The organism is Streptomyces sp. ME02-8801-2C (genome assembly GCF_033793965.1).
Taxonomy (GTDB): Bacteria; Actinomycetota; Actinomycetes; order Streptomycetales; family Streptomycetaceae; genus Streptomyces.
On the sequence record NZ_JARAXP010000018.1, the window covers coordinates 91,791 to 104,432 of the forward strand.

Consider the following 12,642-nt stretch of genomic DNA (forward strand, 5'->3'; position numbering starts at 1 on the left):
GGCGTCCCCACCTCACCGGCGCCCGTGTCCGGTTGAAGCGGTGGTGGACGCGAGTTCGCGTTGTGCTCTGTCGGAACGCATCCGGTGCGCTGCCGGGACAGCCGGCAGGTCCCCCTCGAAATCGGGCCCCTCAGTCCGGAACGCGTATCCCCGCGAAACCGGCCCAGTTGCGTCCGATCCGTACCCAGCGCGGTGGGTCGGTCGCCGGGTCGTCGCGCAGACGGCCCGTGAACAGCGGGCGCAGGTCGGTGTCGCGTTCCGCCCAGGCCGCGGAGAACTGGCTGCGTGTGACCCGCAGGCTGCTGTTGAGGTGGGCGACGGCCGCTCTGGCGCAGTCCTCCCGCCATTCCTCGCCGGACCACGTCACGGAACCCGTGGGAGGCTCCACCCCCAGCGCCAGGCTGAGAAAGCAGGCGGCGTTGTAGTAGACGAGATATCCGGTGGAGGCACGGGTGGGCACGCGATGCCGGGGCGCCGGGCCGGCGATCAGCGCCTCGGCGTGGGTGTACGTACGCGCTCCCCGGTGCCAGGCAGGTGGCACGGGGGTGCCCTCTCCGGCATGGTCGCCGCCGCGTCGGTGGTCGGCGTGGAGCAGACGGCGTATCCCCCAGTCGGGCCCGCCCCAGAGCCAGCCCCAGCGGGCCCAGACACCGCCGGTCACTTCCTTGGCCACGGTTCGGAACGCCTCACGCAGCTTCTCGGGTTCCGGCTGGCAGTTCATCCGCAGTTCGTCGGCCGCCTCGGCGATGCGTACGGCCGCGAGGAAGGCGCGGCGGCGGCTGCGCAGCGAGGGGTGGGGCCGCTCGAAGGCGAACCACTGTCGCCAGTAACGGCGTTCGCCGAGGTTGCGGCGGCCGGGAAGCCAGGTGCGGGCGTAGCGGCGGGCCATGACCGACCACGACAGGCGTTTCAGCAACAGCCTGAGATGCTCGCGCGAATCGCGTTCGTAGTCCGCGGGCCAGTGCCGCCCCTGGCCGCGGTACCGGTGCTGCTCGCCGCAGGCGATGGACAGCCGGTAGCCGGTCTCGATGTGCTCGGGCCACAGCTGGACGCAGTCCTCGTAGATCTCGATGGCACGCTGGATGTGGGGGGCGGGCTCCTCCGTATCGCCGTCCTGGCCCATGAGTTCGCGGACGCCGGCCTGCTGGAGGCGAACGGTGAGGTTGCCGGGGACCAGGGCCGCGGCCTCGTCGTAGTGCTTGAGGGCGTGCTGGTAGTGCGCGCGCTCCTGATCGGGGTCGCGGCGTTTCTTCGCGGCCAGCGCCCGCTCCTGCGCCCTGATGCCCATGCGGTAGAAGCGGTACGAGTCAAGGTCGTCGCCCCAGCTCTCCCAGCGGGGGATGCGGTCCTGCGAGCGCGGGTCGCCGAGGATCTTGACGGTGCAGTAGCAGGCGATCCGCTCGTACAGTTTCTTGTCGCGTTTGCGCCTCTCCTCGTTGGTCGCCCCCCGCGTGATGGGCTCGCCTTCCATGATGGTGGCGGCCACCATGATGTTCTTCGGCATGTACATGATCCGCACGGAGAATCGGGGCTGTGTCCTGTCGGCCGACATGCAGTGCAGCATCACGTGGTAGGCCCGGGGCTGGAAGAAGGCGAGCCGTTTCATCACGTCCACCCAGCCGTGCGGGGACGAGGCGGTCTCCGGAGCCGGGTCGGGTCCCGTGGTGGTGCCGCTGCCGGGGGTCAGGACGCGCGGGCCGAGGCCGTCGGCGGCCATGTGTTCGGTGATGTAGGCGGCCAGTTCCGCGGTGCGCGCGGACTGGGGGCCGTGGTCCGCGCCGCCGTGCCCGTTGCCGTTGCCCCGGTGCGCCGCACCCTGCCCGCCGAGCAGACCACGGTCCTCGCCGACCACCACCGGCAGCAGCCGGTTGCTCTGGTGGCGCAGCAGTAAACCGGACCCCAGCCGTACGGTGACGACGACCACGGTGAGCGCGAAAATGCCGAGCACCCACACAGCGGTGCCACCACTCTGTTCCCAGAAACCTCCCCAGAAACCCCCGCCGTCAGCGGCCCCGGGCACACCGGATCCCGGCCCCATGGCACATCCCCCCGCCCCCGTACATTCCCCCGTCATGTGCCTGTATTGATCCCCGGTTCGGGAGATCGACTACCCAGGTCGGGAAGGTCGATCCAATTAAGGGGCGCGGCTGTTGACCACAGCCACGCCCCTTGAGGCGTGAGCCGGGTCAGGATCTGGAAGTGGGGATCCTGTCTGTATCGGGTGTGGCGGACGAGGCGGAATCGGCGCGGGCGGCGGTGCGCTGGCGCTGGACGCCCATGGCGACCAGTACGGCCGGTGAGGCATGGGGTCAACGTTCAGGTGAACTGAGTGGGTGACCACAGGCATCACAGGACATGAGCTTGCGCGTGTTCCACGGACCCGGTGGCGAGGCAATGGCAGGAGTGGCGCTCTTGCCCCAACCAGGTAACCTCACGCTGGTCTGCGCGGCGACCGACGGCAGATCCGTCACACCGGACGGGGCGGCCATCGGAGGTCTGCGGTCACCGTCCGGGATGCGACTGGGGCGATCAACCGAAGCGTTGCGCCGGCAAACCACCGTGATCAGCAACATCTCATGCGGAGTGAGCCGGAGAAAAGCTACACGTGTGCAGTTTCGGCTGGCACAGCTGTACTGCGCGATCCACGCTGCTAGTTGAACCGCACCGGGATTGGTCGAGGGGGGTGCTGTTTAACGGCGTTCTGGGCATGACTGCTGTCGGGGCGTCGGCAGTGCGTTGTGGGACGGCGCGGTTGTCACAGCTCCGGACGGGGGCGGTCGATGACGGTTGAGGAGCTCGTGGCGGCAGTTGTCGCTTTGGCGATCGTGGCTGCGAAGAGGCTGGGTGCTGGTCTGGCGGATCGTGCGGTGGAGGGCGTGGAGCAGTCGGTGGCCGACCGGCTGGGGCGGCTGTACCGGTGGATGGTCGGACGACTGCCGGGTGAGGAGGGCGCGGCCCTGGTCGAGGAGGCGGACCGTTCTCCTGCTGCACGGGCTCAGCTGCGACGGCGGCTGGTACTGGCTCTGGGTGAAGATCCTGCAGGCGTTGAGGAATTGCGGATGCTGCTGTCGCCGCACGCGCTGGCTCTTCTTTCGGAATCGTCCGGTATCCCGCGTCAGTTGCCACCGGCGCCGGCGGATTTCACTGGACGCGGCCAGGAGGTGGCGCGGCTGGTGGAGGCTGTTGAGCGTCCTGGTGGGTCCAGGGTGTGTCTGTTGCACGGGCCGGGTGGGATCGGCAAAACATCTGTCGCGTTGCAGGCTTCTCACCAGCTGGTGCAGTTTTTTCCCGACGGTCAGCTCTTCGTCGATCTGAACGGGGCGGAGGAGCGTCCTGCCTCCGTCGTCGAGGTACTGGGCGACTTCCTGGAGGCTCTGGGGACACCACGCGGAAGAATCCCCGACGATGTTGCGGGGCGGACACGGCAGTTCCGTACGGAGTTGGCCGACCGGCGTGTCCTGATCGTCCTGGACAACGCGGCCAGTGAACAGCAGGTGGATGCGCTGATACCGGGTGGGTCGTCGTGCGCTGTCCTGATCACCAGCCGCCAGGCTCTTGCCACTCTGGCCGTGGATGAGCGCGTCGCCTTGCCGGGGTTGGACGAGGGCGCCGCCTGGGATCTGCTGAGGCGGATCAGCGGCCCGGACCGGGTGGACGAGGACCCTGAAGCAGGCCGCGCTGTAGTCGGTCTGTGCAGCGGGCTCCCGCTTGCCCTTCGTATCGCGGGAGCGCGGCTGGCCACCTTTCCCGCGCGTACCTTGGGCTCGTTCGCCCGAGATCTGGCCGACGACCACCGGCGGCTGGATGTGCTGAGCCTGGGCGAGCGCAGTGTACGGGCGGTCTTCCGCGCCGGTTATGAGGCGCTCCCGCCGTTGCAGCGGCGTGCGTTCCGGCTGTTGTCGGCCCTGGACGCACCCGACCTGCCGACGTGGGCGCTGTCGCCATTACTGGACGTGGACGCCGCTGCGGCCGACGCATGTCTGGAAAGGCTCCTGCTGGCTCATCTCGTACAGACTCGCCGCGGCGAGACAGGCGGCCAGCGCATCGTGCTGCATGATCTCACGCGCGGGTTCTCCAAGGAGATGGCGGCCGAACAGCCGGCGGACGGGGCCGACAGTGCCGTACGGCGTCTGCTCGGTGCCCTCCTCAGCGCGGCCGACGCAGCCGACGCGCAGCTACGGCCGGCAGGTGCCCGGCACCGCGGCCGTGACGGGGCAGTCCGTCGTTCCCCGCCGGAGGACACCGTGGCAGGTGACGTGTGGGAGGCCGTCCACTGGTTCGAAGCCGAGCGTCCCGTACTGGTGGCAGCTGTCGCCCACGCTCATGCTCGCGGGTGGTGGGAGCTGTGCTGGGAGATCACCGACGCGATGAGTATCGCTCTTGAGCATCAATGGCGCTGGGACATCAGCCGTCAGGTTCACGGGCTCGCATTGGACGCGGCCGACCGTCTGGGGGATGGCCAGGCCCGTGCCGCACTGCTGCGCAACCTCGGCGAAGCCCTGCGGGACGGCGGCGACGACCTGGACAGGGCCGCAGAGTGCTTCAGCGAAGCGATCGCTCTCTTCCGCAGCTCAGGCGACGCACACGGCGAAAGCGACGCCCTGGGCAACCTGGGAATTCTGCAGCGCCAGCAAGGCGCGCTGCGGGAAGCTGAGCGAACTCTGACCGCGGCCGAGCTGCGCTTCCGGGCCCTGCCACTGGAGCGCGGGCTGGCCTGGACCCTGCGGGAAAGGGCGGTGATCAGCCGACACCACGCTCAATACACCCAAGCGCACGCCCAACTCGACGAAGCCCAGGCCCTGTTCGCCGCCAACGAAGAAATCCGTGGCATCGGCTGGATCCTGCGCACCCGCGCCGATACCGAGAAGGAGAGCACGACGGGCGGCTGCCCGCTCCCTCACCGCTGGTATGAAGGCCCTTGGCCCGGATACCACACGACGAGTCGTCCCGCACAAGATCCGCGATGGGCCGCGGCCCGCACCCACTACGACGACGCTGCCCAGGTTCTGCACGCCGTCCGGGACCACCGTGGGCACACCTGGGTCACTTTGGGGCTGGCAGACATGGCCCTCTATGAACGTGACGACACCGCCGCAGAACTGATCAGGCGTGCGCTCCAGGAGACCGACGCCTGCGGCGACCATCGAGGCAACAGCAGGGCATCGGCCCTCCAAACTCTGCTGCTCGCCGAGGCAAACCGCCTCAGCGACGCCATCATGCTGGCAGAACAGACCCTCGCCACTTTCCGCGACCACGCCGGCTCCGCTCAGGCCAGCTTCCGCCTGGCCAGACTCTACGGCGCCGTCGGCCGACACCAAGACGTCCTCCGCACACTGCAGCAGTCCCGCACCCATCACCACGCCGCCGACATACCTTTTCCCGCCCTTGCCGACCCCGAACTCGCCAAGATCCTCACCCACCCCGTGCCCCGCGCCCGGCGCTTCCGCCGGCATCAGTGAGCTGACTGCACAGATACGCGAGGCCATCAGGAAACCAGCTCACCCGTAGCCGGCAAGACCGCTCCCGTATCCGGAGACCCGCTCGGGGCACCTTGGCGCGGTCTTGACCTGAGACGCATCCGCATTCGATAACAGAGCCGGCCTGGGGGAACCTCGTCCCGGACGCTCGGCGACGGTGAGGGGCGGCTCGCGTCGGTGAAAGTGCCTGCGGTGGCCGGTCAGTGTCTGCGTAGGCCGGCGCCCCGGTGTCGCCGGGCCGCGTAAGCAGCTGCCGCAGCGAGGGATGTGAAGGCCAGGGCCGTGCCCAGGGTCCGCTCGAAGTCGGCGGGGCCGGTGCTGCCGCCGATACCGCCCTGAACGCCGCGGGTGGGCAAAGGCGTGGACGTCGTCGTGCTGGTGGTGCTTCTGTGGGGCAGGGTCTCGCAGGCGATGCCGTCGTCCGGCCCTTGGTCCTCGTCCAGCCGGTGGGGGTCGCTGGGGTCTCGGTTCAGCTCTGCCTGCGCGTCTTCCTGGAAGGCGAAGTCACGGCAGTCCAGATCGGGTTGGGCGTGGGCCAGGCCCGCCGACGGGCCGGCGGCGAGGGCGACCGTCACTGCGGCGGCGAACGCTGTGCGTATCCGCATAGGTCATTCCTTTCGGGCTGGTGGCCTGTACGACCGTCACAGCGACCCTATGGAGATGACGCCGGTCCGGCGCGTGGTGCTGGGCCGAACGGACACGGATCGGCGTTCGCCGAGGACAGAGCCGGGGCGGATGCCAGCCGGTGGCCGATCAGGGACGATGCCGTACTGACTGAGAAGACAGAATTTCTCCGCCCTGGGAGGGCATCTTGTGCCCCCCGCGAGCCGGGAGGCCTCGCGCCGATGGTTGCGGCAGTCGCGCACACGGCACCCCAGAAGCCTCAAGCATCCGGCGAAGCCCGCCCTACTGAAGCGCCGTCCAGGGCCTGACCATGATCACCATCGGCGAGCTCCTTGAGTGTCCATTCCCAAGTCGAGCTGCACGCAGTGGATTTGTGCTCTGTCCCGTGCATCGCGGCCCCGACTGATCCGCCCCGCACGGCAGGACACCTGGGCCGCTCGCAGGCGTGGGCAAGACACCTCCAACACTGGCCGTCCGACGGCAAGCCGGTGACCGGACAGAACATTCTGGCGCTCATCGAGTACATCGACGCGATGCTGATCTTCCAGGGCAACATGTGGATCGCCGAAATCGACGAGCCCCGCACCGGAGAGGTCTTCAAACAGCGTCTCTGTGGTCCGCTGGACGAGTACGAGTTCATCGAGCACCGGCCCGACCATGTGATCGACTTTCTCTGGGCCTTCCGTACGACGGTCCGCCCCGGCCTCCGACAATTCGTCGATCAGAGGTACACCTACCTCACGAGCCCGGACAGCAACCTTCTGAAATACGGCAGCACGCTGCCCTTCGACATCTGGCACCTCGACTGACCCGACGCGGAACGCCTGCAGCTACCCCGCAGAATCAGCCGCGATTAAGCTCCGGCAGCGGCGCGCAGAGGCGCTCGGGGAATTTCGGCAGGACTTCGTGGATCCCGGCGCACCCCGCGTCGCCGTTCGTGGCGACCGGTCGCCAGCCCGTGGACTCGGCCCGGTAGAACCAGCGCTGGGAGACACCGGAGGAGGAGCATCCGTCGCCGGGGTCACCGCACGCGGGCCCCATCCGGGTCGACAGGTCCAGCACCAGCCACGTGTCGTCGCAGCCGCGTTCCTCCCAGCTGGTGTGCTTGGGGATGTCCGTGTCCTTGACCGCCTGCCCGTACGAGGACGAGGTGCAACGCGGCGGCGTGGGGTCGCAGCCGTTCTCACCGCACTGCCGCAGAGCGGGTGGCTCGGCACCGACGGGGGTGTACACGTCCATGCTGTTCACCATGACCCTGCGGGAGCCCAGGGGCTCGCCCAGCTTCACCGTCGCTTTGACCCGCCGCGTGCCGGTGCAGCCGGAGTCCTGGTCCAGGGAGCGGGTCTCGTACGTGACCTTCACGTACACCGTGCCGTGTTCGACGGTGTCGAGCTCACCGCGCAGGCCGCGTACGCAGTCGCGTTTCCCGTCGGGCACTTCGGCCTCGACCACCAGAGACCGACCGCCGTCGGCGGTACGGATGCCGTCGATGCGAATCGGAGCGGCGAGCGTCCAGTCGGAGGCCGAGGCCGTGTCTGCCGCCTCGTCGGCGGTCTCCGTACCGCAGCCGGCGAGGACCGCCAGAGCCGCGCCGAGCACGACCACCCGTGTTCCTTGGCGCCACATGTATGCCCCCATCCGCCGAGGAACCGCAGCCTAGCGCGCCCCCCGGGGTCCCTCAGCGCCCCGTCGTGAGGGCGAGAAGAGACTTGTTCACCGTGTGGTGTTCAAGCCGCTGTTGGGTGGGAGTCGGGAAGGTTTTGCAGGTGGGTCACGTCGAGTCGCGTACGCGCCGCCACACTTGATGTCGCCAGGTCCACCCCGGCGATGTGACATCTCGTGACAGATGAGAGGGTCGGGCGGGTGAGTGAGACGCCGATGAACACCCTGCAATACCGCTTTGACGGGCCGGAAGACGCCCCCGTTCTGATCCTCGGTCCCTCACTGGGCACCACCTGGCACAGGTTGTAGAGACTGTCTTCGGGCGTCCACATCAGTCCAGGGCGGCTGCGTAGTGGCAGGTCAGGGCATCGCAGTCTGGGGGAGTCGGCGTAGTTGGTGACAGACGTGTGATACCGCCGGTGAGAGAGGCGTTCGACGGCAAGCCCCTGCAGGCACGCGGCCGGAGGGCGCTTCCGAGCGGGTGTGCTGCAGCTCAGGCGATGGCACCGAACCCCCCCCGGCTTCTCCCCCCAACGAGCACTTGACGCGAGGGCGTGGTGATGACACACGCCTGCAGTGATGCGGCCCAGGGCCCTTGGCGGCCAACAGCCAAAGCCTTCGCTTCTGCAAAATCGAACGCCTCTGGAGGTGTCTGAAGCGATGCCCGCTCCGCTTGATGTTCCGAACGACAGGAACGCTGGAGCAGATCTTCAAGAGCGTCCTGCGTCGTAACAAGGCCGGCGGGGTGGACCGGATCGCCCGTACCGCCGACTTCACCACCAAGATCCGCCAAGCCGTCGTGTCTCAAGCCGCTATCACACCGAGGGCTGAGCGCTCCGGCGATCCTCCCTCGTTATAGGGGCGTTCGTGCCTCGACCGGCCCCGACTCGGTGATCACCGTCTTGGGCCGGTGCCCGTTACGGTAGTTCTCCCTGCCACCCTCGGCCCGCTCACCGGGCTCGTGCCCCAGATGATCAGTGAGCTCGCCCTCCAGTGCGTATTTCCAGCACCCGCTTGGTCAGCTGCTGCAGGAGGCCGCCCTCCAGACGGCCCGAGCCGACCTGCCCGGCCTCGGTGTCACTCGTCACGTCAGTCATCAACTGTCGCTTCCAGCTCGGGAGTTACACCGCTCACCGTACAGACCCTCAGGTGGGGCGGCGGATGGCCTGTACGGCGGTGTCGTAGAGGTCGAACATGTCGGCCTGTCCGCCCAGGCGTACCCATTCCTCGTTGGCTGCCTGCATGCAGACGATCGCTGCGGCCGCGATCGCGCGGGCCTGCAGGGTGCGGCGGTCGGAGTCGGGCACTCGCGGCTCGATGTGCGGAGCGAACAGGTCTTGCCAGCGGGCTTGCTTCTCCGTGTGCCCGGCGCGCAGGGAGTCGTTGCCGAACAGCAGCGTGATGAACTCCAGGCGCCCTTCGGCTGTTATGTCGATCTCCTCGAGCACCTGGAACGCCGCGCGCAGCGCCGTCCAGGCATCCTCGTCGGCCGGGCGCTCGGCGAGGCGCGCGGCGATCAGTTCGCCCTGTTCGTCCAGGCCGCTGAGCGCGAGGTCCTCCTTGTTGCGGAAGTAGTTGAACAGGGTTCGCCGGGAGACGCCCGCGGCGGCGGCGACCTCGTCGAGGGTCGTGTTGTCGAAGCCCTTGGCGCCGAACAGTTCGATGGCGGTACGGGCCAGCAGTGATCGAACCACGGAGCGGGTCTGTTCCCGGATAGGGGCTGGTTTCTGAGTCATGCACCGATGGTACTTCGTATCACGCGATGCATCTACTTGCACTCAGTGCAAAGACGTGCGTAGAGTGAATGCCATGAGCGACGTCGACTCCGTCCCCGCCGCCCTCATCAACAGCTAAGGAACGCGATCATGACCATCACCGACGTCACCGCACAGTCCACCGACGCGGAGCGCTTCAACCACATCCTCCAGAGCCAGCGCGCCGCCTACCTCCGCGACGGAGCGCCTTCCCTGGAGGCCCGGCGCAGCGATCTGAGCAGGTTCAGGGCGGCGCTGATCGCCCGGCGTGGCGACATCGAGGAGGCGATCGACGCCGACTTCGGGCATCGCTCGCGGCACGAGAGCGCGCTGATGGAAGTCGTGGGCGTCGTGCAGGGCATCGACTACCTGCATCGCAACCTTCGTCGGTTCATGCGCCCGACCCATCGCCACATCGAGCTGCTGCTGCGTTTCGGCAGCAACCGCATCGAATACCAGCCGCTCGGCGTGGTCGGGGTCATCTCGCCGTGGAACTATCCGGTCAACCTGTCGCTCATGCCCGTCGTCACCGCGATCGCCGCCGGCAACCGCGTGATGCTCAAGCCGTCGAAGCTGACCCCGGCGACGAACGCGGTGCTCGCGTCGATGCTCAGCGAGCTGTTCCCGCCGGAGCAGGTCACGATCGTCAGCGGCGACGGCTCCGCGTTCTCCTCACTGCCGTTCGACCACCTCGTCTTCACCGGCAGCACCGAGGTCGGGCGAGCCGTGATGAGGGCGGCCAGCGACCACCTCGTCCCCGTCACCCTGGAACTCGGCGGCAAGTCCCCGACCATCGTGGCCAAGGGACACGTCCGGGACCAGGCTGTGTCCGACATCGTCTTCGGCAAGCTGCTCAGCGGCGGGCAGACCTGCATCGCTCCCGACTATGCCCTGGTTCACGAATCCGAGATCGACGCCTTCATCGCCGGCTACGACAGACTGGTGAAGACCGCTTACCCCGACGGCCCCACCGGCGAGGACTACACCTCGATCGTCGACGACAAGCAGTACAAGATCCTCAACGACCTGATCGACGACGCCCGCGCCCACGGGGCGCGGATCATCGAGGTCGGACACCGGCCGGGCGACGCGGCCCGCCGTCCGCACACCCTCGCACCGACCGTCGTGCTCGGCGTCACCGACGACATGCGCATCGCCCACGAGGAGATATTCGGCCCCATCCTGCCGATCTTCGGCTACCGCGACATCGACGACGCCATTGACTACGTCAACGCACGACCGCGACATCGACGACGCCATTGACTACGTCAACGCACGACCGCGACATCGACGACGCCATTGACTACGTCAACGCACGACCGCGACCGCTCGCCCTCTACTACTTCGGCGACAACGGCCCCGAGCGCCGCAGGGTCCTCGGCCGCACGACCTCCGGCAACGTCACCGTCAACGGCACCCTCATGCACGTCGCGCAGGACGACCTCCCCTTCGGCGGCGTCGGCGCCAGCGGGATGGGCAAGTACCACGGCATCGAAGGCTTCCGCACGCTCAGCCACCCCAAGGGCATCTACGTACAAGGACGCTGGAACGCCACCCGCATGCTGCGCGCCCCCTTCAACACGCGCACCGAGACCCTCCTCAACTTCCTGCTCCGGTAACGGAGCCGTTCCCGGCGCCCGCCGGTCCGGAGCGCCCCTCACACACAAGTGCGGCCGCCCGTTCGGCGAAATCGATCGGCAGATCGGCGGAAAGGGTGTGCACCCCGAGCGGCGGCGTCGAGCACCAGGACGCACGTCCGCCCGTGCAGCGGCCAGGGCCTGGCCGAGGCGCACACCTCCGCAAGGAGGCCCCCGGTGGCTGATCACGACCTCGTTCTCGTCACCGAGGACACCTCGAACGTCACGACCATCGCCCAGGCGGGCTCCGAGTCCGCCTGGGCAACAGATGAAGCACTCGATGACGGTCACAGACCGTCGCAAGGATTGAAAGGAGCAGGGGAGGTGGTGCCCGCGAGGGTGCCGTGTCCCTGACCGTCATGAAGAAGATCGACTACCGCAGCCAGACCACATTGATCACCGGGGCAAGTGCCGGACTCGGCGCGGAGTTCGCCCGTCAGTTCGCCGCGCGCGGCTCCAACCTCGTGCTGGTCGCCCGCCGTGCGGACCGGCTTCAGGCCCTGGCCGACGAGCTGTCCGCGAAGCACCGGATCACCGTCACGGTGGTGCCGTTCGACCTCACCGTGCCGGCCGCGGGCGAAGCGCTGGCCAAGGAGGTGGCCCGGCGTGGGATCACCGTCACCAGCCTCGTCAACAACGCCGGCTTCGGCACCCACAGCCCGTTCCGCCAGGAGGACCCGGCACGCGTCCAGCAGGAGATCAACCTGAACGTGGCCAGCCTGGTCGACGTCACCAGGGCGTTCATCGGCCGGCTGACCGGGGTCCTGGTCAACACCGCCAGCTCACTCGGGTACCAGCCCTGGCCCAACGCCGCCGTCTACGGGGCGACCAAGGCCTTCGTGCTGAACTTCACCGAGGCGCTGTGGCAGGAATCGCGAGGCACCGGCCTGCGCGTGCTCGCCCTCTCCCCGGGCCCCACCCGCACCGAGTTCTTCGACACGGCCGGCTCCGACGACATGGCCCGCGGTGTCCGGCTGCAGACCCCGAGCCAGGTGGTCACCACCGCACTGCGCACCCTGGACCGGCGCAACCCGCCGCCAAGCGTCGTCTCCGGCACCTTCAACTGGGTGATGACCCTGACCTCGCGCTTCACCACCCGCCGCGCCAACGTTCTGGCCTTCGGCGCAATGACCCAGTGGCAGATGCGCTCGAGTGGGCCCGGCCACTGACACTCTCCAGACCTCCTCAATCGGAGGTCCCCGACTTCTGCCGCGCCGGCGAGACCACGACCTGACCACAGGCGACGCCGACCGATCGCTCGCGGCGGTGAACTGCCCACCGCCGCCCCCTCGGGAGTGCCCTCTCGATTCAGCGGCTGGAAACCGACCGGTTTATGATGGTGATGAAACCGGCTGGCTTCCCACGGGGGCGGTCACGACCGTGATCCAGTGAGTTGCCGAGCGGTCACCGTGTTCCCCTGCGGTTGTGCAGACCGAGGGTTGAACCCCCAGAGGCTCCCGGCCTGCAATGGCGCCGTCCGGTCTCCTC

At 68.2% G+C, this 12,642-nt stretch carries 10 protein-coding genes and 2 pseudogenes; 7 read left to right on the forward strand and 5 right to left on the reverse strand.

The window, feature by feature from the left end:
* Nucleotides 1–130: 130 nt before the first annotated feature.
* On the reverse strand, nt 131–1,948 hold the full coding sequence (locus PV396_RS37885) for a hypothetical protein (RefSeq protein WP_319212628.1): 1,818 nt from the start codon (nt 1,946–1,948) through the stop codon (nt 131–133).
* Nucleotides 1,949–2,780: 832 nt separating this feature from the next.
* Between PV396_RS37885 and PV396_RS37890 the strand changes: the two genes are divergently transcribed.
* On the forward strand, nt 2,781–5,459 hold the full coding sequence (locus PV396_RS37890; RefSeq protein WP_319212630.1) for an ATP-binding protein: 2,679 nt from the start codon (nt 2,781–2,783) through the stop codon (nt 5,457–5,459).
* A 218-nt stretch (nt 5,460–5,677) separates the two neighbouring features.
* Here the strand turns inward: PV396_RS37890 and PV396_RS37895 are convergent, their stop codons facing one another.
* The gene (locus PV396_RS37895; protein ID WP_319212632.1) at nt 5,678–6,082 is read right to left on the reverse strand and encodes a hypothetical protein; all 405 of its coding nucleotides are present in this window, start codon (nt 6,080–6,082) and stop codon (nt 5,678–5,680) included.
* A gap of 507 nt (nt 6,083–6,589) precedes the next feature.
* On the opposite strand from PV396_RS37895, the gene PV396_RS37900 reads away from it, so the two are divergent.
* Nucleotides 6,590–6,910 carry a hypothetical protein gene (locus tag PV396_RS37900; protein WP_319212634.1) on the forward strand — a complete coding sequence of 107 codons (321 nt, stop codon included), beginning with the start codon at nt 6,590–6,592 and terminating at the stop codon, nt 6,908–6,910.
* Nucleotides 6,911–6,944: 34 nt separating this feature from the next.
* On the opposite strand, the gene PV396_RS37905 is transcribed toward PV396_RS37900, so the two are convergent.
* Nucleotides 6,945–7,706 (reverse strand): hypothetical protein, encoded by a 762-nt coding sequence (locus tag PV396_RS37905; protein ID WP_319212636.1) that lies wholly within the window; start codon nt 7,704–7,706, stop codon nt 6,945–6,947.
* Nucleotides 7,707–7,964: 258 nt separating this feature from the next.
* Here PV396_RS37905 and PV396_RS37910 point away from each other — a divergent pair.
* Both PV396_RS37910 and PV396_RS37915 read left to right on the forward strand, forming a co-directional pair.
* Nucleotides 7,965–8,063 (forward strand): annotated as a pseudogene (locus PV396_RS37910) (3-oxoadipate enol-lactone hydrolase); the annotation flags it as partial.
* 376 nt (nt 8,064–8,439) lie between these two features.
* On the forward strand, nt 8,440–8,622 hold the full coding sequence (locus PV396_RS37915) for a hypothetical protein (protein WP_319212638.1): 183 nt from the start codon (nt 8,440–8,442) through the stop codon (nt 8,620–8,622).
* On the opposite strand, the pseudogene PV396_RS37920 reads toward PV396_RS37915, so the two are convergent.
* Together PV396_RS37920 and PV396_RS37930 are read right to left on the reverse strand one after the other, a co-directional pair.
* Nucleotides 8,623–8,806 (reverse strand): annotated as a pseudogene (locus PV396_RS37920) (transposase); the annotation flags it as partial. It abuts the gene before it with no gap.
* A gap of 102 nt (nt 8,807–8,908) precedes the next feature.
* Nucleotides 8,909–9,499: a TetR family transcriptional regulator gene (locus tag PV396_RS37930; RefSeq protein ID WP_319212642.1), complete on the reverse strand. Its 591-nt coding sequence runs from the start codon at nt 9,497–9,499 to the stop codon at nt 8,909–8,911.
* A 129-nt stretch (nt 9,500–9,628) separates the two neighbouring features.
* On the opposite strand from PV396_RS37930, the gene PV396_RS37935 reads away from it, so the two are divergent.
* From PV396_RS37935 to PV396_RS37945, 3 genes are all read left to right on the forward strand, one after another.
* A complete protein-coding gene (locus PV396_RS37935; protein ID WP_319212644.1) occupies nt 9,629–10,780 on the forward strand; it encodes an aldehyde dehydrogenase family protein in 1,152 nt (383 codons plus the stop codon).
* Entirely contained in the window at nt 10,777–11,136 is a 360-nt protein-coding gene (locus PV396_RS37940) for an aldehyde dehydrogenase family protein (RefSeq protein WP_319212645.1), read from the forward strand. Before PV396_RS37935 ends, PV396_RS37940 begins: the two co-directional genes overlap by 4 nt.
* A gap of 362 nt (nt 11,137–11,498) precedes the next feature.
* On the forward strand, nt 11,499–12,323 hold the full coding sequence (locus PV396_RS37945) for an SDR family oxidoreductase (protein ID WP_319212647.1): 825 nt from the start codon (nt 11,499–11,501) through the stop codon (nt 12,321–12,323).
* Nucleotides 12,324–12,642 lie beyond the last annotated feature (319 nt).

What these genes read in the sequence shown, in the direction of transcription:
- PV396_RS37915 (WP_319212638.1), top strand. Translation starts at nt 8,440, where the DNA reads ATGTTCCGAACGACAGGAACGCTGGAGCAGATCTTCAAGAGCGTCCTG.
- PV396_RS37895 (WP_319212632.1), bottom strand. Translation starts at nt 6,082, where the DNA reads ATGCGGATACGCACAGCGTTCGCCGCCGCAGTGACGGTCGCCCTCGCC.
- PV396_RS37890 (WP_319212630.1), top strand. Translation starts at nt 2,781, where the DNA reads ATGACGGTTGAGGAGCTCGTGGCGGCAGTTGTCGCTTTGGCGATCGTG.
- PV396_RS37935 (WP_319212644.1), top strand. Translation starts at nt 9,629, where the DNA reads ATGACCATCACCGACGTCACCGCACAGTCCACCGACGCGGAGCGCTTC.
- PV396_RS37930 (WP_319212642.1), bottom strand. Translation starts at nt 9,499, where the DNA reads ATGACTCAGAAACCAGCCCCTATCCGGGAACAGACCCGCTCCGTGGTT.